Source organism: Thioalkalivibrio sp. ALMg3, assembly GCF_000381225.1.
In the GTDB taxonomy this organism is placed as follows: domain Bacteria; phylum Pseudomonadota; class Gammaproteobacteria; order Ectothiorhodospirales; family Ectothiorhodospiraceae; genus Thioalkalivibrio; species Thioalkalivibrio versutus.
Genome location: NZ_KB906219.1, coordinates 185,712 through 209,728 on the forward strand (window position 1 = coordinate 185,712; position 24,017 = coordinate 209,728).

A 24,017-nucleotide genomic window follows, 5' to 3' on the forward strand; every position below is an offset into this window, starting at 1 on the left:
GCCGCCACTCGGGCGTGGCGGATCACAGCACAAGAGCAGGGACGAGATGACCGATATCAACCGCTGGTTGCTGCCGGACGGGCTGGAGGAGGCCCTTCCGGATGCTGCGCGCCGTCTGGAGGACCTCCGCCGGCGCGTGCTGGACCAGTTCGACACCTGGGGCTATGACCTGGTGATGCCGCCGCTGGCGGAGTATCTGGAGTCCCTGTTGACTGGTGCCGGGCACGCACTGGATTTGCAGACCTTCAAGCTGACGGATCAGCTCACTGGCCGCATGATGGGCGTGCGCGCCGACCTGACCCCGCAAGTGGCGCGGATCGATGCTCACCGTCTGCGTGTCCAGGGCCCGAATCGGCTTTGTTACGTGGGCAGTGCGCTGCGTACCCGGGCAGATGAATGGTCGGGTTCACGCAGTCCGCTCCAGGCCGGGGCCGAGCTGTTTGGTCATGACGGGATCGATAGTGATCTCGAGATTATCCGCTTGATGCTGGCGACCCTGGCTGCCTGCGGAGTGGAGCGTCCTAGCATGGATCTCGGCCACGTCGGGATCTATCGTGCCCTGGCGCAGGATGCGGGTCTGGATGCGAGCCAGGAGCAGGAATTTTTCGATCAACTCCAGCGCAAGAGCGTGCCCGAGATCGAACAGACCCTCGCGGCCTGGCAGGCCGGCGGCATGGATCCGGCGGCCTGTGCGCGGCTGCGCTCCCTGGTGGATCTGAATGGCGATGCCACGGTACTCGACGCTGCCCGTCGCGCCCTGGCCGGTGCACCCGCCGAGGTGGCGGTGGCGCTGGATCACCTGCAGGCAGTGGTGGCACGGCTTGAGGCGAGCGAGCCGGGCCTGGACCTGCACCTGGACCTGGCCGAGTTGCGCGGCTATGCCTATCACACCGGTCTGGTGTTCGCGGCCTTCGTGCCCGGCTCCGGTCAGGCGATCGCGCGCGGTGGCCGTTATAACGAGATCGGTCGCGTCTTCGGCCGCGCACGGGCGGCCACCGGTTTCAGCACCGATTTGCGCGCCTTCGTACGCCGCGAGGCCGGGGCGCCGATGGCGCCTCGTCAGACGGTGCTGGCACCGGCCACCGGCGATGTGGCGCTGGAGGCGGCCATTGCGGATCTCCGTGCCCGCGGCGTGCGCGTAGTGCGCGAGCTGGAAGGCCAGGACAACGAGGTACCCGGGGGCGCGCGGCTCGAGCAGCGCGCCGGGGAATGGACAGTAGTGGAGCATTGATGGCGATGGGACGTTTTGTAGTCGTACTGGGCAGCCAGTGGGGTGACGAGGGCAAGGGCAAGATTGTCGATCGTCTGACCGAGGATGCCGCGGCCGTCGTGCGCTTCCAGGGCGGGCACAATGCCGGGCATACCCTGGTGATCGATGGCGAGAAGACCGTGCTCCACCTGATCCCGTCGGGCATCCTGCGGGAGGGCGTGGAATGCATGATCGGTAATGGCGTGGTGCTCTCGCCCGAGGCTCTGATCACCGAGATGGAAGAACTGGAGGCCAAGGGTGTGCCGGTGGCGGACCGTCTGCGCCTGTCGGATGCCTGCCAGCTGATCCTCCCCTACCATGTAGCCCTCGACCTGGCGCGCGAAAAGGCCCGTGGCAAGGCCGCGATCGGGACCACCGGGCGCGGCATTGGTCCTGCCTACGAGGACAAGGTTGCGCGCCGGGGCCTGCGCCTGGACGACCTGTTCCACCGCGAACGCCTGGCGGCCAAGCTGGGCGAGGTGATGGACTATCACAACTTCGCGCTGAAGCATTACTTCAAGGCCCCGACCATCGACCAGCAAGAGGTCTTGGAGCAGTGCCTGGCGCACGCCGAGCGCCTGCAGCCGATGGTCACCGACGTGGCGGGCCGCCTGCACAAGCTGCGCGAGCAGGGCAAGGACGTCATGTTCGAGGGGGCCCAGGGCACGCTGCTGGACATCGACCACGGCACCTATCCGTTCGTGACCTCGTCGAATACCACCGCGGGTGGTGCGTCCACCGGGTCGGGTGTGGGGCCGCGCGACCTCGACTACGTGCTGGGGATCACCAAGGCCTACACGACCCGGGTGGGCGCCGGACCGTTCCCGACCGAGCTGTTCGACAACATGGGTGAACACCTGGCGCGGCAGGGCAATGAGTTCGGTTCCACCACGGGGCGCGCACGGCGCTGCGGCTGGTTCGATGCCGTCGCGCTGAAGCGAGCAGTCAAGGTGAACAGCATCAGCGGATTGTGCATGACCAAGCTGGATGTGCTGGATGGCCTGGAGAACGTGCAGATCTGCGTGGGCTACAACTGCGATGGCGAGACCCGCGAGGCGCCGCCGTCCGGCGCCGAGGCCTATGCGGCCTGCACGCCGATCTACGAGGAGATGCCGGGGTGGACGGAATCCACGGTCGGGATCCGCGAGTATGACCAGTTGCCGGCTAATGCCCGCGCCTATCTGGAGCGCCTGAGCGAGGTGGTCGGGGTGCCGGTCGACATGGTCTCCACGGGGCCCGATCGTGACGAGACCCTGGTGTTGCGCGACCCGTTCGACAGCTGATTGACTGTCTCCCTGGGCACGCCGGGGCGCGCACCACCGTGCGGGCTCCGGCGAGCCGAGTGGTGGAGCAGGCGGGATTCGCCACGCAGAAAACACGCCACCCTCACGGGTGTCGCTTCGCGTATAACAGGGATTCGAATACAGCTGAAAAATGGTGCCGAGGAGAGGACTTGAACCTCCACGGGGTTACCCCCACTAGCACCTGAAGCTAGCGCGTCTACCAATTCCGCCACCTCGGCACGAGGGACGACACACAATGAGGAAACCGTGTGTCCTGCGCTTCAGGAGCGCGCAATATAGTGCGCGGCTGGGGGGCTGTCAACGCCCCGGAGCGGGAATGTTTCCCTCCGGTGTGGTCGGCAGGGGGCGCGCAAACGCGTCCCCTGCGCAACAAAATTCCGCATGCCTCATAATGGGCGCTTTGCGCGCCCAGCCGGATTCCCGGCGAGGGGCTGCCCATTGCAACATCCACAGAGTTCACTGAATGCCAAGACAACGTCGCAAGACCCCCGCCGATCCCAATTTCGAGCGCGAGGCGCAGAAATACGACAACCCCATCCCCAGTCGCGAGTTCATCCTCGGGCTTCTGCAGGAAGCCGACAATCCGTTGTCCTACGACGAGATCGCGGAACGTCTGAAGATCGACGACGACGATCGCCTCGAGGCCCTGCGCCGCCGCCTGAAGGCGATGGAGCGCGATGGGCAGGCCCTTTGCAACCGTCGCGGTGCCTATCTGCCGGTCAACCAGGAAGACCTGATCCGTGGGCGCGTGATCGGTCACCCGGATGGTTTTGGTTTCCTGGTGCCGGACGAGCAGGATGACGACCTGTTCCTGTCGCCGAAGCAGATGCGCGGGGTATTTCATGGCGACCGGGTTCTGGCCCGGGTCATGGGCGTGGATCGTCGCGGCCGCCGCGAGGGCGGGATTGTCGAGGTCCTGGAGCACAACACCACCCAGGTGGTCGGGCGCCTGAAGATCGAGGACGGTGTCGGCATCCTGACCCCGGACAACAAGCGCATCACCCACGACATCCTGGTGCCGCCGGACGGCCTGGGCGAGGCGGAGGACGACCAGATTGTGGTCGTGCGCATCCGTGAATCCGCGTCACGCACGGCGCGCCTGCGTGGGGACGTGCAGGAAGTCCTGGGCGAGCACATGGCGCCAGGTATGGAGATCGACATCGCGATCCGCGCTCACGCCCTGCCGCACGAGTGGCCGGACGAGGTCACCGCGGCGGCTGACGAGCTGGGCGCCGAGGTGGCCGAGGCAGACAAGAAGGAGCGCCTGGACCTGCGCGAGAAGCCGTTCGTCACGATCGATGGCGATGACGCCCGCGACTTCGACGACGCCCTGTACTGCGAGCCGGAAGGCAAGGGCTGGCGGCTGTGGGTTGCGATCGCCGACGTGTCGCACTACGTCCAGCGCGACGCCGCGCTGGATCGCGAGGCGCGCACGCGCGGCACCTCGGTGTACTTCCCGAACAACGTGATCCCGATGTTGCCGGAGGCCCTGTCCAACGGTCTGTGCTCGCTGAATCCGAACGTGGACCGGTTGAGCATGATCTGCGAGATGGAGATCGGTGCGCGCGGGGCGCTGAAGAGCTATCGCTTCCACGAGGGACTGATCCGTTCGCACGCCCGCCTGATCTACGAGGACGTGGCCGCGATGCTCGACGGCGACGCGGCGCAACGTGAGCAGAACGCGCATGTGATGCCGAACCTGGAGACCCTGCACCAGGCCTTCAAGGCCCTGCACGCGGCGCGCAATCGCCGGGGCGCGATCGATTTCGACACCACCGAGACCAAGATCGTCTTTGGCGAGGACCGCAAGATCGAGAAGATCGTGCCGACGGTGCGCAATGATGCGCATCGCCTGGTCGAGGAGTGCATGATCATGGCCAACGTGGCCGCCGCGCGCTTCCTCAAGAAGCACAAGGTGCCGGCGCTGTACCGCATCCATGATCAGCCGCCGTCGGACAAGATCGATGACCTGCGCGACTTCCTCAATGGCGCGGGTCTGAGCCTGGGCGGTGGTGACGAGCCGAGCCCCGCCGACTACACCGAAGTCCTGAAGGCAGCGCGCCAGCGCACCGACCAGCAGCTGATCCAGACCGTGCTGCTGCGTTCGCTGAGCCAGGCGGTGTATGCCCCGGAGCTCGATGGCCACTTTGGTCTGGCGCTGGACGACTACGCGCACTTCACCTCGCCGATCCGCCGCTATCCGGACCTGCTGGTGCATCGCGGTATTCGCCATGTGCTGCGCAAGGGCAGTGGCAAGGCCTTTCCGTACTCGCATGGCGACATGGAGCAGTTGGGTGAGCATTGCTCGATGGCCGAGCGACGCGCCGACGACGCGACCCGCGACGCGGTGGCCTGGCTGAAGGCCGAGTACATGCAGGACAAGGTCGGCGAGACCTTCCCCGGCGTGGTCTCCGGAGTCACCGGGTTCGGTCTGTTCGTGGAGATCAAGGACGTCTACATCGAGGGTCTGGTGCACGTGACCAGCCTCGACAACGACTTCTACCACTTTGACCCGGCACGCCACAGCCTGACCGGCGAACGCGGTGGCCGGGTGTTCCGTATCGGCGACGAGCTCCAGGTGCAGGTGGCCCGGGTGAGCCTGGATGATCGCAAGATCGATCTGGCCCTGGCCCAGGAAGCGGGCCAGCCGAGTCCCGCCGCTCCGCCGCCGAAAAAGCGCAGCCGTCGTAGCAAGCGCCGCAAGGATGCCGATGCGGCGCCGGTCGAGGCCGCCGCCGAACCAACCGCAGCAGCGCCCGAGCCTGAGGCAAAACCCACAGCAGCCGGGCCGGAGGCGCCCGCGGCCGACGATGATGCCCCGGCGCCGAAGAAGAAGCGCCGCCGTCGTGGTGGCCGCCGCCGTGGGGCCGCCGGTGGCGACACGAGCCCTGCTGCCGAGCCGAGCCCGGCGAAAGAACCGAGCTCGGAGAAAGAGCCGAGCCCAGGGAATGAGGCGAGCCCAGGGAATGAGGCGAGCCCGGGGAATGAGGCGAGCCCGGCGAAAGAACCGAGCTCGGGGAAAGAGCCGAGCCCAGGGAATGAAGCGAGCCCGAGGGATGAAGCAAGCCCAGGGAATGAAGCAAGCCCAGGGAATGAAGCAAGCCCGGGCAATGAAGCAAGCCCAGGGAATGAAGCAAGCCCGGGCAATGAAGCAAGCCCAGGCAATGAACGTAGTCGGGGCAGCGGACGTGGCCGGGGCAACGCACGCCGCCCGCGGAACGCGCCGGATGAAGGCAACAGCGATGCCCCGGAACCGGGCAACGAGGCGGTTCCGCCGCCGCGCCCCGAGGCCGACAAGGACGGAAATACCATTGTCGAGCCGAGTGCGGATCGCCCGGCCAAGGACAAGGCCAAGGCCAAGGAATCCTCTGGGTCCGGACGTGGCCGCAGCCGTCGTCGACGTCCGTCCTCGTCCTGAGGCGCCGGGTGAACCCGCGTCTGTTTCCCCGCTTGCTCGGGGGCCGCTCAGGCGGTGTCCGCCGGGGCGTTGACCCGTGGCGGGATCGCCGTGCCGGAGGTCCGCGATGAGCAAGGGGGGCAAGGGTAGCCGCGCCGAGACTTTTGGTGGCATCCACGCAGTGGCCGCCGTGTTGCAGCGGGCCCCGGAGCGGGTCAAGCGGTTGCAGCTGGCGACCGACCCCATCGAACCCGCCCTGGAGCGCCTGCGAGCGCTGGCGCAGTCACGGGGCATCTCGATCGAGCGGGTAGGCCGCGAGCGGCTCGATCAGCAGCTTCCGGGGTTCCAGAACCAGGGTGTGGTCGTGCACTGCACGCCGCGTCCGCTGCTGGACGAAAAGGCCCTGATCACCCGGGTGCGCGATGGCCTGGATCTGCTGCTGGTGCTCGACGGGGTGACCGACCCGCACAATCTCGGGGCCTGCCTGCGGACCGCGGATGCGGCCGGGGCCGGGGCGGTGGTCATGCCGCGCCATCACAGCGCCGCATTGACCCCCGCCGCCATCAAGGTGGCGTCCGGGGCCGCCGAGACCGTGCCGGTGGTGACGGTCGGCAATCTCGCGCGGACGCTGGCAGCCCTGAAGGATGCCGGGATGTGGACCGTAGGCCTGGCCGGGGAGGGGGGTGAGAGCCTCTATGACCTGGACCTGCGCCCGCCGACCGCGATCGTCATGGGGGCCGAGGGCGAGGGCCTGCGGCGTCTGACCCGGGAGGCCTGTGACCACCTCGCGGCCCTGCCGATGCAGGGCGCGGTGGAAAGCCTCAACGTCTCCGTCGCCACCGGCGTCACCATGTTCGAGGCGGTCCGTCAGCGCCGCGAAGGTCCGCCGGCTGGTTCTGCGTAGCTGGTAGCCTTCCCATGGGCGGTGCAAACCCCTGTTTCGCCGGCTCCCTGCTTGTTGTTGGCGCCCGCTTCGGTTATCGTGTCGCGCCTTTCTGCCCTGCGGCTGCGTCCGCTGGGTCGAACCCTTGCCTCACCGCATTTGACGGGAGGCTGATACCCGCAAGGAGTTCCCGATGCGTCATTACGAAGTTGTATTCCTGGTCCACCCGGACCAGAGCGAGCAGGTCCCGGCGATGATCGAGCGCTACAAGGGTCTGGTCGAAGGTCATGAAGGCAAGATCCACCGCCTGGAAGACTGGGGCCGCCGTCAGCTGGCCTACCCGATCCAGAAGCTGGTGAAGGCCCACTACGTGCTCATGAACATCGAGGCCTCGGAAGAGGCGATGGAAGAGCTCGCCAGTGCCTTCCGGTTCAACGATGCCGTGCTGCGCCACCTGGCAATGCGCATGGAAGAGGCCGTGACCGAGATCTCCCCGCTGGCCAAGGGCCAGGAAGAGGAGAGTGGCAAGGGCCGTCGCCGCGAGCGTGACGACGAGGGTGGCGAAGGCGCCTCCGACGACTCGGCTTCCGCCGAGTAAATCCCGCCCGTTCGTTGACCGAATCATTGAAGGAGATCTGACATGGCCCGTTTTCCGCGTCGCCGCAAGTATTGCAAGTTCACCGCCGAAGGCATCGAGTACATCGATTACAAGGACCTGAATCTGTTGAAGGGGTTTGTGACCGAGACCGGCAAGATCGTACCCAGCCGTGTCACCGGCACCAGCGCGAAGTATCAGCGCCAGCTGGCCACGGCGGTGAAGCGTGCGCGCTTCCTGGCCCTGCTGCCGTACAGCGATAACCACTAAGTCCCGCACCGGTTCGCCGGGGCCGTCGCCATGCGCGTACTGGCCGAATTTGCGATGAAAAGCCGGAGCCGCGCCGTAGGCGCGGTTTCCGGCTTTGGCGTGGCGGGCCTGTTCCTGCCTCCGGTGGCGCTACTCAGCAGTGCGCTGATCGCCCTCGTGGGGCTGCGCATCGGCCTGCGCCAGGCACTCCTGGTGATGGTGCTTTCCGCAGTGGTGCTCGGGGTGGCGATGTTTGTCCTGATCCCGGAGGCCCCGCTGTTCGCGGGGGTGGTTGCCGGGGTGGTGCAGTGGGCGCCAGTGGCGCTGCTCGCCGAGCTGCTGCGGCGCACGATCTCGTGGCGCATGACGCTGCAGGTCGCCGCCGCGGTCGCCGGGATCGGCGTGCTGGCCGTGCACCTGCTGGTGCCGGATCTGGAGTCCACCTGGGCCGAGGCGGGCATGGCCCTGCTGGGGCCTCTGGTCGAGGGCAGCGAGACCGGGCCACAGGAGTTGGAGGCGGGGCTGCGCCGCGCGGCGCCGTACCTGACCGGGCTCTTGGCCGGGATCCTGCTGCTGAGCCTGACGCTGGCCGTGCTGCTGGGTCGCTACTGGCAGGCACTGCTGTACAACCCGGGGGCGTTCGGCGAGGAGTTCCGGGGGCTGCAGTTCGGGCGGATGCTGAGTGCCGTCACGCTGTTGCTGGCCGGTATCGGGCATCTGGGCCCGGTCCCGGTGGCCACGGAGTTGGCGTTCATCCTGGCGGTGCTGTTCTTCCTGCAGGGGATCGCGCTGATGCACGCGCTGACCTTCCGGCAGGGGATGAGCAGCTTCTGGCTGGTGGGGATGTACGTGCTTCTGGCCCTGGCCATGCCGCAGATGTTTCTGCTGCTGGCCACCATCGGGGTGATCGACGCCTGGGCGGATATCCGCTCGCGACTGGGCCCCGGTTCCGCGCAGGGCGGGCAGGACAGTGACAACAATCCGTGAGACCGGTCCGAGACCGGTGTAGAATGCGCCCCTTCGGGGGCTGATCAAACGTTACAGGAATACCAAAGATGGAAGTCATTCTGCTGGAAAAGATCGATAACCTGGGCACCCTGGGCGACCGCGTCAACGTGCGTCCGGGATTTGCGCGCAACTTCCTGCTGCCGCAGGGCAAGGCCAAGTTTGCCACCGCCGAGAACATCGCCGAATTCGAGGCGCGTCGCGCCGAACTGGAAAAGGCGGCGGCCGAGGCCCTGGCTGCGGCCGAGGCCCGCAAGGAAAAGCTGGACGCAACCGTGCTCGAGATCACCGCGAAGTCCGGTGGCGAAGGCAAGCTGTTCGGCTCCATCGGCCCGGCGGACATCGCCGACGCGCTGACCGCCAAGGGTACCGAAGTCGAAAAGCGCGAAGTGCGCATGCCGGAAGGTCCGCTGCGCACCACCGGTGAATTCGAAATCGGCCTGCACCTGCACTCGGACGTGGACGTCGACATCCGCGTCGTCGTGATCGGCGAAGAGTGATCCGCCGGATGTCGGGAGGGTGGCCCCACCGGGTCGCTGATACCCGGCACATGGGCGGGTTCGTCGCATGAACTCGCCCATGATCCCGAATCCGCGGGTCCCCCCGCATTCCGAGGAGGCCGAGCAGGCGGTCCTCGGAGGGTTGATGCTGGATAACGCTGCCTGGGACCGGGTGGCGGACCGCATCACTGCAGACGACTTCTACCGCCATGATCACCGCCTGATCTTCCGGGCGGTGTCCGCGTTGGCGGATCGTAATGCCCCGTTCGACATGGTCACCGTGTCGGAGCAGCTGGATCGCACGACCGAGCTGGAATCGGCCGGGGGCATGGCCTATCTCGGACGGCTGGCCGCCGAGACGCCGAGTGCCGCCAACATCGTGGCCTATGCGGATATCGTCCGCGAGCGCTCTATCCTGCGTTCGCTGATCTCGGTAGGTACCGAGATCGCCGATTCCGCCTATACCCCGGACGGCCGCGGTTCCAAGGAACTGCTGGACGTGGCGGAGCAGAAGGTCTTCCGCATCGCCGAGCAGGGTGCGCGCGGGGCTCAGGGCTTTCGCGGGATGAAGCCACTGCTGACGGCGGCGGTGGACCAGATCGAGTATCTCTACGAAAGCCAGAATCCGATCACCGGGATTGCCACCGGTTACCAGGATCTGGATGCGCTGACCTCGGGGCTGAATCCGGGCGATCTGGTGATCGTGGCCGGGCGGCCTTCGATGGGGAAGACCTCGTTCGCGATGAACATTGCCGAGTATGTGGCGATGAAGAACTCCGAGCCGGTCGCGATTTTCTCCATGGAGATGCCGGGTGAGCAGCTGGCCATTCGCCTGCTGTCCTCGATGGGGCGGATTAACCAGCAGAAGCTGCGGTCCGGACGCTTGGAGGATGGCGACTGGCCGCGCCTGACCAGCGCGGTGCAGATGCTGTCCGAGGCCCCGCTGTACATCGACGATACCCCGGCGCTCTCGCCCACCGAGCTGCGAGCACGGACCCGGCGGTTGATGCGCGAACACAAGGGCCTGGGCCTGATCGTGGTCGACTACCTGCAGCTGATGCAATCCCCCGGCAGCAGCGAGAATCGCGCCAACGAGATCTCGGATATCTCGCGTGGCTTGAAGGCCCTGGCGAAGGAGCTGAGTGTGCCGATGATCGCGTTGTCGCAGCTCAACCGTTCGCTGGAACAGCGTCCGAACAAGCGCCCGGTGATGTCCGACCTGCGCGAGTCCGGGGCCATTGAACAGGATGCGGACATCATCGCCTTCGTTTATCGCGACGAGGTCTACAACGAAGAGTCGCCCGACAAGGGCACGGCGGAGATCATTATCGCCAAGCAGCGTAATGGCCCCATCGGGACCGTGCGCCTGACCTTCCACGGGCAGTTCACCCGCTTCGAGAACTACGCCCCCGACGTTTACGGCGAGATCGGCCACTAGGCACGACGTGAGACGCGCGGCCTGCATCCACCTTCATCCCGAGGCGCTCCGACACAACCTGGGTGTGGCGCGCCGCTTGGCGCCGGGCGTTCCGATGTGGTCGGTCATCAAGGCCGAGGGCTACGGCCATGGTCTGCTGTGGGCGGCCGAGGCCCTTGCGCAGACGAGCGATGGTTTGGCGGTCTCTCAGATCGGCGAGGCCCGCGCCTTGCGCGCTGCCGGCTTCGGCGGCCCACTCCTCGTGTTGCAGGGGCCGCGCGACGTCTCCGAGGCGCGTGCCTGTACCGAGTTCGACCTGCAGCCCGTGCTGCACGACGCGACGCAGCTTGACCATCTCGACGCCGCTGGCGTGGTGCTTCCCGTGGTCTGGGTCAAACTCAACACCGGCATGAATCGCCTGGGGTTCGCACCGCAGGTGGCAAAGCGCGTCGCCACGCGTTTGCAGGCCGCCGGACACGGGTGCGGTGGCCTGCACTGGATGACGCACCTGGCGTGCGCCGACGAGCCCGGGCATCCGCAGAATGCCCGCCAGCTGGAACAATTCGGCGCGACGGTTTCCGCTTTCCCGGGGCTCCGTAGCGTGGCCAATTCGGCGGCCCTGTTCGCCGGCTGGGGCAAGGGCGGGGCGTCGGCGGCGCCCGGCGATTACTGGGCACGCCCCGGCATCATGCTCTACGGCGCGCATCCGGCCTCGGTCCCCGTCGAGCATCTCCCGGAGGGCCCGGACGGCGATCTGCGCCCGGCGATGACCGTGCGCGCCCCGGTCATCGCCACCCAGCCTCTCGAGCCTGGCAGTACGGTGGGCTATGGCGCGACCTGGACCGCCGCCGCTCCGGGCCGTGCCGGGATCGTGGCAATGGGATATGCCGATGGCTACCCGCGGCATGCCCCGTCGGGCACGCCGATCCTTGTGCAGGACCGGCTCTGCCCGTTGATCGGGCGTGTCTCCATGGACATGCTGGCGGTGGACCTGTCCGGGTTGCCGGAGGTGCAGGTCGGTGCCATGGCGACGTTGTGGGGCGAGGGCCTGCCGGTGGAGCGGGTCGCCCGCGCGGCGGGCACCATCAGCTACGACGTGCTCACGCGCGTGGCGGACCGGCTGCAGCCCGGAAACTGACGAAAACGCCGGGTACACTGTCCGGTCAGCAATCCGTGGCCCGAGAGACCCCAATGACCGATTTCGATCCCAGCGAATACGACCCGCAGACCGTCGCCATCCGCTATGGCTACCAGCGCACGCCCGAGGGCGAGCACTCCGAGGCGATCTTCCCGACCTCGAGCTTCGTGTTCGGCTCGGCCGCGGAGGCCGCCGCGCGCTTCGGTGGCGAGGTCCCGGGCAATATCTATTCGCGCTTCACCAACCCCACCGTGCGCACGTTCCAGGACCGCCTGGCCGCGCTGGAAGGCGGCGAGGCCTGCGTGGCGACCGCCTCCGGGATGTCCGCGATCCTGGCGACCATGATGGGCCTGCTGAAGGCGGGCGATCACGTGGTCTGTTCGCGCTCGGTGTTCGGGACCACCACCGTGCTGTTCAACAACTACCTGGCGCGTTTCGGCGTCGAGGTGACCTACGTCGAGCTGTCGAACCTCGAGGCCTGGGAACAGGCGACGCAGTCGAACACGCGGCTGTACTTCTGCGAGACGCCATCGAACCCGCTGGGCGAGGTGGTGGACATCCGTGCGCTGGCCGACATCGCCCATCGCCACGACGTGCTACTCGCGGTGGACAACTGCTTCTGCACGCCGATCCTGCAGCGCCCGCTGGATCTGGGCGCCGATATCATTATCCACTCGGCGACCAAGTTCCTTGACGGCCAGGGCCGCTGCCTCGGCGGTGCCGTGGTGGGCGACGCCGAGCGGGTGGGCAAGGAGGTCTACGGCTTCCTGCGCACCGCGGGTCCGACGTTGTCGCCGTTCAACGCCTGGGTGTTCCTGAAGGGGCTGGAGACGCTGCCCCTGCGCATGCGCGCGCATAGCGATAACGCGCTCAATCTGGCGCAGTGGCTCCAATCCCACCCCGCGGTCACGGCCGTGCATTACCCCGGCCTCGAAGATCACCCGCAGCACGCGATCGCGAAGCAGCAACAAAGTGGCTTCGGCGGGGTGCTGAGTTTCGAGGTCGCCGGCGGACGCGACGCCGCCTGGTCGGTGATCGACGCCACGCAGTTCCTGTCGATCACCGCGAACCTGGGGGATGCCAAGACCACCATTACCCATCCGGCCACCACCACCCACGGTCGCGTGGACCCGGAGAAGCGCGAGGCCCAGGGCATTACCGAGGCCCTGGTGCGGGTCGCGGTCGGGCTCGAGGCCGTCGCCGATATCCAGCGCGATCTGGCGCGCGGCCTCGACGCCCTGGGCTGAGACGGGTATGTCGGCTTCCAGCGGGGAGGCCCGTTCGCAGCCGCGCCGGCGGCGCCCGCGCTGGCGCGTCCTGCTGACTGTGGTCATTGCGTTCCACCTGCTGGGCTTCCTGTCCTCGCTGGATGCGCTGATGTCCACCCGCACATCGCAGGGCGCGGTGGCCTGGATCGTTTCACTCAACACCGTGCCGTATGTGGCTGTCCCGGCCTATTGGGTGTTCGGCGCCAGCGAGTTTCGCGGCTATGTCGTGGCGCGCCGCGACGAGGACTCCAGCCTGGCCCGCGCGCTGCAGCCGAAGACCGAGGAGCTGTGGTCGCACCAGTACGTCGCGCAGGAACCGAGCAAGCACCTGGATGGCGTACAGCAGCTCGCCCGCTGGCCGTTTCTCCACGGCAACGAGGTCGAGCTGCTGGTGGACGGCGAGGCGACCTTCGACAGCATCTTTCGCGGCATCGAGCAGGCCGAACGCTACCTGCTGGTGCAGTTCTATATCGTGCGTGACGACGCGATCGGGCGCGAACTCCAGCGCCGGCTGGTGGAGCGTGCCGAGGCCGGTATCGAGGTCTATTTCCTGTATGACGAGATCGGGAGCTACCGCCTGCCCGGGAGCTACCTGGACACCCTGCGTGAGGCGGGCGTCCATGTGCAGCACTTTCACTCCACCCGCGGACGCGGCAATCGCTTCCAGCTGAACTTCCGTAATCATCGCAAGATCGTGGTCGCCGATGGCGAACAGGCGTGGGTCGGCGGGCTGAACGTGGGCGACGAGTACCTGGGCCGCGATCCGGCAATCGGTGCCTGGCGCGACACCCACCTGCGCATTGCGGGGCCGTCCGCCCTCGCGTTGCAGTCGGTGTTCCTGGAGGACTGGCACTGGGCCACCGAGGCGGTCCCGGAGCTGGAATGGAAGCCGGCGACCATGGCGGAGGACGGGGTGCCGGTGCTGATCCTGCCCTCCGGTCCGGCCGACGAATTCGAGACCGCCAGCCTGATGATGCAGCAGGCGATCCACGCGGCGGACCGGCGCATCTGGATCGCCAGCCCGTACTTCGTGCCCGACGAGGGCGTGCAGGGCATGCTCAAGCTGGCCGCCTTGAGCGGCGTCGACGTGCGCGTGCTGATTCCCGAGGTCACCGACAACCCGCTGACCACGCATGCGGCCTACGCCTTCCTGGGGCCGCTGCTGGACGCCGGCGTGCGCATCTATCGTTACGAGGAAGGCTTCCTGCACGGCAAGGCGTTCGTGGTGGACGACATGGGCGCGGCCGTGGGTACCGTGAACCTGGACAACCGTTCCTTCCGGCTGAACTTCGAGGTCACGGCACTGGTGCTGGACCCGGCCTTCGCGCGCGAGACGGCGCGCATGTTCGAGGCCGACTTTGCCCGTTCCCGCGAGATGACTCCGCAGGACGTGAACGATCTTCCGCTCTGGCGCCGCGTGGCCGCGCGTGCCGCCTACCTGCTGGCGCCGGTGCTGTAATGTTCTTGTGCTTCCCTGCTTGATCTATCTCATGTGAACGGTCCGCGACGCTGCTAGACTTGTAAAAAGAATGCTCTTTCGAGGCCTGCCCGTGTCGCGAGCCCTGTCCCATCTGCTGACTCTGCTGATTGCCGCCGCGCTGTTGCTGGCGCCGATCGCCGGTGCGGGCATGATGCATGGGGATCACGGGGCGGCAATCGCCACGCCGGGCCACTGTCCGGATCAAGGCGCCACCTCGCCCTCGGACCCCCTGCCTTTGGACCCCGCGGTTCAGGCGGACTTCTCGGGCTGCGAGATGCCGTGCGCGGTTTGCGGTATCTGTGGGGTCTCCGCCTTGCCTTCCTCCGTGACCAAGCCGGTCACAGCATCGCTGTCCCGCCCCGTTCCGGGGGCCGTGGCCATGGGTCCCGGCGCCCGTTCGGGCCCGGATCTGCGTCCCCCTCTCTGAGTCCTCCCTGGCCGGGCGTCCGCCCGGCCCCGGGCGATTGCGGATCGCCCCCTCGATACGCGAAACCGCGTATCGCCGTTGAATTTAAGTCCTTGGGAGGACTCCATCATGATGAATGAACAAGGTTTTGGCTGGCTGGGCGGTATGGGTCTGGGCGGAGGCCTGATCGGGCTTCTGGTCCTGGTACTGCTGATCCTCGCGATCGCCGCGTTGATCAAGTATTTGTTCGGTGGCCGGTAAGGAGTCACGCGATGACGACGTCAGAAACGAAGCCGGCGACCGCCCGCGAGGCGGTGGTCATCGTCCCCGGCATGGGGTCGGACCACTGCGGGGGCATCGTGCGCGCGGCGCTGGAAAAGACCCCGGGGGTGACCTCGGTGGGGACCAATATCGCCCGGCACCGGGTGACGGTGGGGTATGACCCCGACCAGGTCGACCCGCAGGGGCTGCGCGCCGCGGTGGAAGGCGCCGGCTACGACGTCGCGCAGGTCGAGGGCGGGGCCGGGGGATCCGGTTCGGTGCGGCTGGTGGTGCCGGGCATGGGCTCGGATCACTGCGCCGGCATCGTGCGCGCGGCGATCGAGAAGCTCGCCGGGATCGAATCCATACGCACCAACATCTCGGACCACCGGGTGACGGTGGAGGTGACGCCGGACGGGCCCGATGGCGAGGCCCTGCGCGCGGCTGTGGAGGGGGCCGGCTACGACGTGGCGGCGGTGGAGACCGACGACGCCGCCAGCGAGGCGGACGACGCGGCGATCGACGCCGCCTACGTGAAGCAGGCCTGGAACCGTCTGTGGTTCGCGATGGTGCCGACCATCGCGATCATGGTCCTGATGATGCCGCACATGTTCTGGCAGCCGATCCCCGGCTATCTGCTGATCATTGCGTTGCTGGCCTTCCCGGTGGTGTTCCTGGCGGGGGGCGCGGCCACGCATCGCTCCGCCTGGCGTTCGCTGAAAAGCGGCAATCTGAACATGGACGTGCTGATCTCCATGGGCTCGCTGCCGCCCTACCTGATCGGGCTGGTTGGTTTCGTCTATCCGATGACCTCGTTCATCGAGATGGCCGCGACCATCATGGCCTTCCACATGCTTGGGCGCTATCTGGAGTACCGCGCGAAGGGCGAGGCGTCTTCGGCGATCCGCAAGCTGCTGGATCTGGGTGCGAAGACCGCCCGGGTCGAGCGTGATGGCGAGGAGGTCGAGGTGTCGGTCAAGTCGCTCCAGGTGGGCGACGTGATGATCGTGCGCCCGGGCGAGAAGGTGCCGACCGATGGCGAGGTGGTGGCCGGCGAGAGCACCGTGGACGAGTCCATTGCCACCGGCGAGTCGGTCCCGGTGGACAAGGGCGAGGGCGACACCGTGCTTGGCGCCACCCTGAACCAGCAGGGCCGGCTGAAGGTGCGCGCCACCCGCGTCGGGGCCGATACCTTCCTGTCGCAGGTGATCCGCCTGGTCAACGAGGCGCAGGGCTCGCGCGTGCCGGTGCAGGAACTGGCGGATCGCATCACCGCACGCTTCGTGCCGGCCGTACTGGTCATCGCGCTGGCCGCTTTCGCGGCCTGGCTGGCGTTCTCCGGGGCGTTGCAGCCGATCCTGATCTGGGGCGAGGGCTTTCTGCCCTGGGTCGATTCCGAACGTCCGCCGCTGGTGCTGGCGATCCTGGCGGCGATCGCCGTTCTGGTCATTGCCTGCCCCTGTGCGCTGGGGCTGGCCACGCCCACTGCGCTGATGGTCGGCTCCGGCATGGGGGCCGAGCGCGGCGTGCTGATCCGCTCGGGCTCCGCGATCCAGACGCTCAAGGACATTGCGGTGATCGTGCTCGACAAGACCGGCACTATCACGCGGGGGAAGCCGGCGCTGACCGATGTCATCCCGGCCGAGGGCTTCGACGAGTCCCGAGTGCTGCGGGCGGCGGCGGCCGTCGAGGCCGGTTCCGCACACCCACTGGCCGATGCCATTGTGCAAGGGGCGCGCGACAGGGAGCTGGAGGTCGCCGAGGTCGAGCAGTTCCAGTCGCATACCGCTCGTGGAGTGGAGGCCCACCTGGACGGCGAGCGGGTGCTGGTGGGCAGCCAGCGCCTGCTGGAGGAGCAGGGGCTGGACCCGTCGTCTCTACTGGGTTCGTTGCGGGAACTGGAGGATGCCGGCAAGACCGCGATGCTGGTGGCCATTGGCGACCAGGCGGCCGGCATTGTCGCGGTCGCCGACACGCTCAAGGAAGAGTCGCAGGCCGCGATCGAACAACTGCATGACCTCGGTATCCGCTGCGTGATGGTCACCGGCGACAACGAGCGCACCGCGAATGCGGTGGCCGCCCAGGTGGGGATCGACGAGGTTCGTGCCGGGGTGCTGCCGGAGGGCAAGGTCGAGGCCATCCGCGAGTTGCAAAAGGAGTACGGCGAGCACGTGGCGATGGTCGGCGACGGCATCAACGACGCCCCGGCCCTGCAGCAGGCGAATGTCGGGATCGCGATCGGGGCCGGCGCCGACGTCGCGATCGAGGCCGCGGACGTGACCCTGGTGCGCGGGGAGCTGACCAAGGTCGTCGAGGCCGTCCAGCTGTCGCGGCTGACGTTCCGCAAGATCGTGCAGAACCTGTTCTGGGCCTGGGGCTACAACAGCGCCGCGATCCCGATCGCCGCGGCCGGGCTGCTGCACCCGATGATCGGTGTGGTCGCGATGACCGCCAGCTCGCTCTCGGTGATCGGCAATTCCATTCTGCTGCGCCGGAGCATGCCGGCATCCCGTACTGGAGAAAAGTAATGATGAAACGACGTCAGTTTCTGGGGCTGGCCGTGGCACTTCCCGTGATCACCACATTCGGCGGCTGGAGCCTGTTCAACCACGCGGTGTCTGCCCCCCGGTTCGACAATGCCCTGTTTCTGCCCGGCGCGGACGGCCCGTTTGCGGTGCTCGCACCCAACGAGCCGTTCACTCTGGTCGCGGAGCAGGGGTGGTTGCCGGTGCCGGGGCGCGAGGAGACCCCGTTCCTCTGGTACCGGACGCAGATGAACGGCCATGAATACCAGAATCCGATCCTCTTGTTGCGCACCGGCGATGAACTGGACGTGACCCTGGACAATCAGCTCGACGAGGGCACGATCATCCACTGGCATGGCCTGCATGTTCCGGGCCGGGTGGACGGGCATCCGATGCAGACGGTCGACCCCGGTGAGCAGTACGAATACCGGTTTAAAGTGACCAACCGTGGCGGTACCTACTGGTATCACACCCATGCCCATCACCGGACCGCGCGCCAGGCCCACCAGGGGCTGGCGAGCTTCCTGCTGGTGAGCGATGACGACAACGACGCGCTGAACGAGGCGCTGGGGCTGGAACTCGGCACGACCGACCTGCCGCTGGTACTGCAGGACAAGCGCTTCGACCGGCTCGGCCATCTGGTGTACCAGCCGAACCCGATGCAGCGGATGATGGGCTATCTCGGCGACGAGGTGCTGGTGAACATGACACCGTCGGCGACCCATGAAGTGGCGCGGCGCCTGCATCGCCTGCGCCTGCTGAACGGATCGACCGCCAGGATCTACCGCCTGGCCCTGCGAGTGGACGGCGAGGCGGTCCCGTTCCGGGTGATTGGCACGGACGCGGGCCTGCTGGACTCGCCCCGGGAGGCCCGGGAGGCCTTCCTGTCGCCGGGAGAACGCCTGGAGGTCCTGGTCGACTTCGCCGCGTTTGCCGGAGGCGACCGGGTCGAGCTGCACAGCCTGGAATTCGACCCGATGGCCGGTGGCGGCATGGGCGGCGGAATGATGGGGCGTGGCATGGGCGGTGGCATGGGTCGCATGATGGGTGGCGGCATGCACGATGGCGATCCGCTCGCATTGCTCGAATTCGTGGTCCGCGAGGGCGAGGCGGTCACCGCCGAGGTGCCCGAGCGTTTGTCGCGGATTGAGCCCATCGACGTGACGGATGCCGGCCAGCGGGATATCCGTCTGGACATGGCGCCGATGCAGTGGCGCATCAACGGAGAGACGTACGCTCCTGACCGGGTGCCGATCGAGGTGGATGCCAACACCCGGGAGGTCTGGACCATCCGCAATGCGGACCGCAGCATGCCGCACCCGATGCATATCCATGGCTTCTCGTTCCAGGTGCTGTCACGTTCGGGCGGTCCGGACTTCGTGCGCCAGCAGGCCGTGAACGATGAAGGCCTGACCGTCACGGACCTGGGCTGGAAGGACACGGTCCTGCTGTGGCCGGGCGAGACCGTGCGCATCGCGATCGACTTCACCCATCACTACGATGGCGATCAGCTCTACGTGTTTCACTGTCACAATCTGGAGCACGAGGACAACAACATGATGGTGAATGTGCGCGTCCGGGCCTGACGGGCCGCGATGACAAGGGAAGGAACGGCATGACCGAAAAGCCGCGGCCGCACCCGGCCGTCTACCGTGAGGCCGAGGTCGCGCTGCGAGAGCGCGACCCGGAGCGCAAGTGCGAGCGTGTGCTGGAGCTGGCGCGCGCCTGGTGGGCGGATGAGCTGGAGGGCGCGGATGCCCCCGCGCCGCAACGCATGGAGGTGCCGGGGCGGCCTGAGCGGCCCGTGCTGGTGCATCCGAAGGAGCTGCCGCGGCGTGGGCTGCACACCACCGCCGGGCGGGTCGCGCTGGTGCATGCGGTGGCGCATATCGAGTTCAATGCGATCAACCTGGCGCTGGATGCCGTGTACCGCTTCCGCGACATGCCGGCGCCGTTCGTCAGCGACTGGCTGCAGGTCGCGGCAGAGGAGGCGCGGCACTTCCGGTTGCTGCGGGAGCGTCTCCTCGAGCTGGGTGCCGACTATGGCGATCTGCCCGCCCACAACGGCTTGTGGGAGGCGGCGCTGGCGACCGGCCACGACGTGATGGTGCGCATGGCGTTGGTGCCGCGGGTGCTGGAGGCGCGCGGGCTGGACGTGACGCCCGGGATGATCGAGCGCCTGACCGCGGCGGGCGATCACGCGACCGTAGGTCTTTTGGAGATCATCCAGCGCGAGGAGGTCGCGCACGTGGCGATCGGTACGCACTGGTTCCGCGAGCTGGCCCGGGCACGCGGTCTCGATCCCGAGCCGCTGTTCCTCGACCTGCTGGCCGAATACATGCCCGGCCGCGTGCGCCCACCATTCGCGCACGCGGCACGCCGCGCCGCCGGCTTCACCGAATCCGAGATGGCCCAACTGGAGGCCCAGGCCGCCCCGACCTCGCTGTAGGATGCCGATGAGCGCAGCGAATCGCATCAATACCGAGCGTTCTCTTGCGCACTAAGGCTGGCCCTGGTTCGTCCTCCGGTATTTACGGTGCCTTCGGTCCGCCGCCTGCCACGCGCTCTCTCGCGAGCGCGCCGCGAGGTACTTTCTTGCTTGCCCAAGAAAGTACCCAAAGAAGGGCCCCCGGATTTCGCCCGGGAACCTCGCTCCGGACGCGCTGGGCCGGCGGCGCTGAACTCGCTACGCCTTCGGCTCCGCTCAGACATCCAGCGCCTTCTCCCGGCCCATCACGCCCTCCGCGAGGGGCTCCATACGGGGGAGAAGGTCAAAACAAACGGTACCCCGTAGGGTGCCGTTGAGCGCAGCGAAACGCACCATTCCCCGCGCCGTGCGAAACCCTGATGCGATTCGCTGCGCTCATCACATCCTACGCCCCCCGGCACCCGCTTCGCGGGTGCGGCACGCCATGGCCAAAGGCCGAGCGTGCCCGAGATGTTCGAAGACCTAGCCTCCATCCATGAGCAATATGGTCGGGACCGCTGTTGTCTTGACCTTCCTCCCCGTTGTCGTCGCGCCGAGTGGAGAGGCTTTTCTCGGGAGAAGAGGCGCTGGATGTCTGAGCGAAGCCGAAGGCGTAGCGAGTTCAGCGCCGCCCGCGAAAAGCCTCGGAGCGAGGGAAACCCCGGCCCGCGCAGCGGGCCGGGGTCGCGGCAGTCGGGCGTGTGTCTTGGGTGCTTCTTTGCACGAGCAAAGAAGTACCTCGCGGTGCGCTCGCGAGAGAGCGCCGGGCAGGCGGCGGACCGGAGGCACGTAAACACCGGATGCCGATCCAGGACCAGCCTCAATATGCGGGGTTATCGATGCGTCGAAACGATTCGCTGTGCTCATCGGGACCCTGCGGGCTTTCTGTCAGGGCTTGGTGGGGGCGTTCGCGGGCAAGCCCGCTCCCACAACACTCGCTGTGTCGGATTCGCTTAGGTGCAGAGGAGGTGTTCGGGGTAGGGCGAGCCGTCGAGTTGGCGCAGGACGGGGCCCGTCGCGTCGATCTCCAGGTATCCCGGGTGTTCGTCCCAGGCGGGCAGGACGCAGCGCTGGCGTGGCTGGCCGTCGACGGTCAGCTTGTGGATCGCCGGGCGATGGGTGTGGCCGTGGATCATCAGCGGGACGTCGGCGTCGCGGAAGGTGTCGGCGACTGCCTCGGCATTGACGTCCATGATCGCGGCGGCCTTCATCTGGCCGCTGTCGCGGCTGGCGGCGCGCATGGCTTCGGCCTGGCGGATGCGTTCTTCCAGCGGATGGGCGAGAAACGCCCGTTGCCATTCTCCACTGCGTACTTGCTGACGAAACGCCATGTGCTCGGTGTCGTCCGTGCACAGGGAGTCACCGTGCAGGAGCACGGCGGGGCCGCAGGGCAGTGCCGCATGCAGGGGGTCGGGAGCCAACTGCATCCCCGCGCGCGCGGCGTAGGCCTCGCCCACGAGAAAATCCCGATTGCCATGGATAAAGGCCACCGGGATGTCCAGGGTCTTCAGGCCTGCGGCGAGCCGTTCGGCAGCGGGAAAGCCGGCGTCGTCGCCGACCCAGTACTCGAACAGGTCGCCGAGGATGTACAGAGAGGATGCCGCGCGCGCCGGCCCTTCGAGGAAGGCGAGCGTGGCCTCGAGCAGGGGGCCGGGTTCGCGATCCAGATGCAGGTCGGAGATGACCAGGGCCGGCGCGCGGGCACTCACGAAGAGGTTAGTCCTCGACGCGCTTGACGCTTTCCATCACGACCGGCTCCTGCGGTACGTCCTGGTGCATGCCGGCGCGGCCGGTGGGAAGGGCCTCGATCTTGCGCACCACGTCCATGCCCTCGGAGACCTTGCCGAACACGGCATAGCCCCAGCCCTGCGCGTTCGGGGCCGTGTGGTTCAGGAAGTCGTTGTCGTTCACGTTGATGAAGAACTGGGCGGTGGCGGAATGCGGGTCCTGGGTACGCGCCATGGAGATCGCACCGACCTCGTTCTTCAGACCATTGTCCGCTTCGTTGCGGATCGGCTCGCCCGCGGACTTCTGGTTCATATCCTTGTCGAAGCCGCCGCCCTGGACCATGAAGCCCGGGATCACGCGGTGAAAGATCGTGCCGTCGAAGAAGCCATCATCCACGTAGGAGAGGAAGTTGGCGACCGTCTCCGGGGCGGCTTCGGCGTTGAGTTCCAGCACGATGCGGCCGTGGTTGGTTTCGATTGCGACCTGCGGATGGGTGTCGGCCATGAGGGCTCCTGAGGTGAAGAGGGTGATCAGCAGGGTGGCCAGCACGACGCCGAGCCGGGTGCGGATGCGTTGCATTGGACTGACCTCCGGAAGATAAGACCGGCAATGGTACCCGCCACTGGCAAGGCCTGCCAGCATGCCGGAAGTGTGTGTGGGCGTGAGGGCGAGGCGCTGGTGAGCCGGTGGACGCTCCGCTACCATGCGCGCGATGACGAACTCGATAATCCGAACCCGCTTCGCCCCCAGTCCCACCGGCCTGTTGCACCTGGGCAATGTACGCACGGCGCTGTTCAGCGCCCTGCGGGCCCGTTCGCGCGGAGGGCATTTCCTGCTGCGCATCGAGGACACCGACGCCGAGCGCTCGCGCCCGGAGTTCGTTGACGCGCTGCAGCGCGATCTGCGCTGGCTCGGGCTGGACTGGGACGAAGGCTTTGGTGCCGGAGGCGATGCCGGCCCCTACGCGCAGTCCGAGCGCGGCGAACTCTACGCGGGCTATTACCGCCAGCTGATCGATCAGGGGCTCGCCTATCCCTGTTTCTGCTCGCCGGAAGAACTGGAACGCGGACGCAAGCGCATGCGTGCCCAGGGCAAGCCGCCGCGCTATCCCGGGACCTGTGCCCATCTGAGTGCGGAGGAGGTCGGCCGGCGCGAGGCCGAGGGGCAAAAGCCCACGCTGCGTTTTCGTGTGCCACTGGGCCGGACCATCCGCTTCGAGGACGGGGTGCGTGGGCCGGTCAGCTTCCGTACCGACGAGATCGGTGATTTCGTGATTCGCCGCTCCGATGGCACGCCGGCCTTCTTCTTCTCCAACGCGATCGATGATGCCCTGATGGGCGTGACCGACGTGGTGCGCGGCGAGGACCATATCGCCAACACGCCGCGGCAGATGCTGCTGCTGGAGGCGCTGGGCCTCGCGGCACCCGCGTATCACCACCTGCCGCTGGTGATGGGGCAGGACGGGGCGCCGCTGTCCAAGCGCAATGGTTCCGCGAGCGTCGAGGAGTTGCGGACGAAGGGCTATCTGCCGGTCGCGATCCTGAACCACCTGGCGCGTCTTGGGCATCGCTACGAGAGCGATGCCCTGCTGTCGCCCACGGAGCTGGCGGCCGGATTCAGCCCCGAGCGTATTGGTCACAGCGCGGCGCGGCATGATCCGCAGCAGCTGGATCACTGGCAGTCAGAGGCCCTGCGCAGCCTTTCGGATGCCGAGATGCAGGCCTACCTGGAGGCGGCGGGGGTGCTGGAGGCGGTGGCCGCCGAGCAGCGCCCGGCGTTGGCGCGGCTGCTGCGCGACAACATCACCCGCGCCGATGAGGCGCCCCTGTGGGTCGCGGCGTTCGCCGCCGATCCGGCGCCGTACAGCGCGGCCGCGCGCGAGGAACTGACGGCCGCCGGCGCGGAGTTCTTTAGCGCGGGGCTGGAGGCGCTGGATGCGGCCGAGGATTTTCCCGCGCTGGCCAAGGCGGTGGGGCAGGCCACCGAACGCAAGGGGCGCAAGCTGTTCATGCCGTTGCGGGCGGCGTTGTCCGGGCAGACCTTTGGGCCGGAGCTGCCGCGTATCTGGGAGTATCTGGGGCGCGAGCGCGTGCGTCTGCGCCTGGAGGCCGCGCGTCGTCACGCAGCGGGCTGAATCCGCGAGGA

Annotated in this window: 20 protein-coding genes, 1 tRNA gene and 1 pseudogene; 18 read left to right on the plus strand and 4 right to left on the minus strand. The window is 67.4% G+C overall.

What is annotated here, in order from left to right; all coding sequences use genetic code 11:
• Window positions 1–46 precede the first annotated feature (46 nt).
• A complete protein-coding gene (locus F622_RS0100910) occupies window positions 47–1,231 on the plus strand; it encodes an ATP phosphoribosyltransferase regulatory subunit (protein WP_019563359.1) in 1,185 nt (394 codons plus the stop codon).
• A complete protein-coding gene (locus tag F622_RS0100915; RefSeq protein ID WP_018144053.1) occupies window positions 1,231–2,532 on the plus strand; it encodes an adenylosuccinate synthase in 1,302 nt (433 codons plus the stop codon). Before F622_RS0100910 ends, F622_RS0100915 begins: the two co-directional genes overlap by 1 nt.
• A gap of 152 nt (window positions 2,533–2,684) precedes the next feature.
• On the opposite strand, the gene F622_RS0100920 is transcribed toward F622_RS0100915, so the two are convergent.
• Window positions 2,685–2,771: transfer RNA gene (locus F622_RS0100920), tRNA-Leu, on the minus strand.
• 245 nt (window positions 2,772–3,016) lie between these two features.
• Here F622_RS0100920 and rnr point away from each other — a divergent pair.
• The 15 genes from rnr to F622_RS0100995 all read left to right on the plus strand — a co-directional run bounded on the left by rnr (window position 3,017) and on the right by F622_RS0100995 (window position 20,126).
• A complete protein-coding gene (rnr, locus tag F622_RS0100925; RefSeq protein WP_019571169.1) occupies window positions 3,017–5,971 on the plus strand; it encodes a ribonuclease R in 2,955 nt (984 codons plus the stop codon).
• 106 nt (window positions 5,972–6,077) lie between these two features.
• A complete protein-coding gene (rlmB, locus tag F622_RS0100930) occupies window positions 6,078–6,854 on the plus strand; it encodes a 23S rRNA (guanosine(2251)-2'-O)-methyltransferase RlmB (protein ID WP_019571170.1) in 777 nt (258 codons plus the stop codon).
• Between the two features lie 172 nt (window positions 6,855–7,026).
• Window positions 7,027–7,431 carry a 30S ribosomal protein S6 gene (gene rpsF / locus F622_RS0100935; RefSeq protein ID WP_018168152.1) on the plus strand — a complete coding sequence of 135 codons (405 nt, stop codon included), beginning with the start codon at window positions 7,027–7,029 and terminating at the stop codon, window positions 7,429–7,431.
• A 42-nt stretch (window positions 7,432–7,473) separates the two neighbouring features.
• Window positions 7,474–7,698 (plus strand): 30S ribosomal protein S18, encoded by a 225-nt coding sequence (rpsR, locus tag F622_RS0100940; protein ID WP_018144049.1) that lies wholly within the window; start codon window positions 7,474–7,476, stop codon window positions 7,696–7,698.
• Window positions 7,699–7,728: 30 nt separating this feature from the next.
• On the plus strand, window positions 7,729–8,664 hold the full coding sequence (locus tag F622_RS0100945; RefSeq protein ID WP_018649735.1) for a hypothetical protein: 936 nt from the start codon (window positions 7,729–7,731) through the stop codon (window positions 8,662–8,664).
• Between the two features lie 68 nt (window positions 8,665–8,732).
• The gene (rplI, locus tag F622_RS0100950) at window positions 8,733–9,182 is read left to right on the plus strand and encodes a 50S ribosomal protein L9 (protein WP_018144047.1); all 450 of its coding nucleotides are present in this window, start codon (window positions 8,733–8,735) and stop codon (window positions 9,180–9,182) included.
• Window positions 9,183–9,261: 79 nt separating this feature from the next.
• Window positions 9,262–10,620 carry a replicative DNA helicase gene (gene dnaB, locus F622_RS0100955; protein WP_019571171.1) on the plus strand — a complete coding sequence of 453 codons (1,359 nt, stop codon included), beginning with the start codon at window positions 9,262–9,264 and terminating at the stop codon, window positions 10,618–10,620.
• A gap of 7 nt (window positions 10,621–10,627) precedes the next feature.
• A complete protein-coding gene (gene alr, locus F622_RS0100960; protein ID WP_026331519.1) occupies window positions 10,628–11,737 on the plus strand; it encodes an alanine racemase in 1,110 nt (369 codons plus the stop codon).
• A gap of 53 nt (window positions 11,738–11,790) precedes the next feature.
• On the plus strand, window positions 11,791–12,984 hold the full coding sequence (locus F622_RS0100965; protein ID WP_018952220.1) for an O-succinylhomoserine sulfhydrylase: 1,194 nt from the start codon (window positions 11,791–11,793) through the stop codon (window positions 12,982–12,984).
• Between the two features lie 7 nt (window positions 12,985–12,991).
• A complete protein-coding gene (cls, locus tag F622_RS0100970; RefSeq protein WP_018952221.1) occupies window positions 12,992–14,464 on the plus strand; it encodes a cardiolipin synthase in 1,473 nt (490 codons plus the stop codon).
• 91 nt (window positions 14,465–14,555) lie between these two features.
• Window positions 14,556–14,912 carry a hypothetical protein gene (locus F622_RS14175; protein ID WP_231365730.1) on the plus strand — a complete coding sequence of 119 codons (357 nt, stop codon included), beginning with the start codon at window positions 14,556–14,558 and terminating at the stop codon, window positions 14,910–14,912.
• Between the two features lie 108 nt (window positions 14,913–15,020).
• The gene (locus F622_RS14235) at window positions 15,021–15,152 is read left to right on the plus strand and encodes a hypothetical protein (RefSeq protein ID WP_017925682.1); all 132 of its coding nucleotides are present in this window, start codon (window positions 15,021–15,023) and stop codon (window positions 15,150–15,152) included.
• Window positions 15,153–15,163: 11 nt separating this feature from the next.
• Entirely contained in the window at window positions 15,164–17,680 is a 2,517-nt protein-coding gene (locus F622_RS0100985; RefSeq protein ID WP_019571173.1) for a heavy metal translocating P-type ATPase, read from the plus strand.
• Window positions 17,680–19,263, plus strand: a complete 1,584-nt coding sequence (locus tag F622_RS0100990; RefSeq protein WP_019571174.1) for a multicopper oxidase family protein — start codon at window positions 17,680–17,682, stop codon at window positions 19,261–19,263. Before F622_RS0100985 ends, F622_RS0100990 begins: the two co-directional genes overlap by 1 nt.
• Before the next feature lie 29 nt (window positions 19,264–19,292).
• A complete protein-coding gene (locus F622_RS0100995; protein ID WP_019571175.1) occupies window positions 19,293–20,126 on the plus strand; it encodes a ferritin-like domain-containing protein in 834 nt (277 codons plus the stop codon).
• A gap of 255 nt (window positions 20,127–20,381) precedes the next feature.
• On the opposite strand, the pseudogene F622_RS14270 reads toward F622_RS0100995, so the two are convergent.
• The 3 genes and pseudogenes from F622_RS14270 to F622_RS0101010 all read right to left on the minus strand — a co-directional run bounded on the left by F622_RS14270 (window position 20,382) and on the right by F622_RS0101010 (window position 22,376).
• Window positions 20,382–20,638, minus strand: a pseudogene (locus F622_RS14270) (hypothetical protein).
• Window positions 20,639–21,097: 459 nt separating this feature from the next.
• On the minus strand, window positions 21,098–21,853 hold the full coding sequence (locus F622_RS0101005; protein WP_019571177.1) for a UDP-2,3-diacylglucosamine diphosphatase: 756 nt from the start codon (window positions 21,851–21,853) through the stop codon (window positions 21,098–21,100).
• A gap of 7 nt (window positions 21,854–21,860) precedes the next feature.
• Complete coding sequence (locus F622_RS0101010; protein WP_026182001.1) at window positions 21,861–22,376, minus strand: peptidylprolyl isomerase; 516 nt, start codon at window positions 22,374–22,376, stop codon at window positions 21,861–21,863.
• 199 nt (window positions 22,377–22,575) lie between these two features.
• Between F622_RS0101010 and gltX the strand changes: the two genes are divergently transcribed.
• Complete coding sequence (gene gltX / locus F622_RS0101015; RefSeq protein ID WP_019571178.1) at window positions 22,576–24,006, plus strand: glutamate--tRNA ligase; 1,431 nt, start codon at window positions 22,576–22,578, stop codon at window positions 24,004–24,006.
• The last annotated feature ends 11 nt before the right edge of the window (window positions 24,007–24,017 follow it).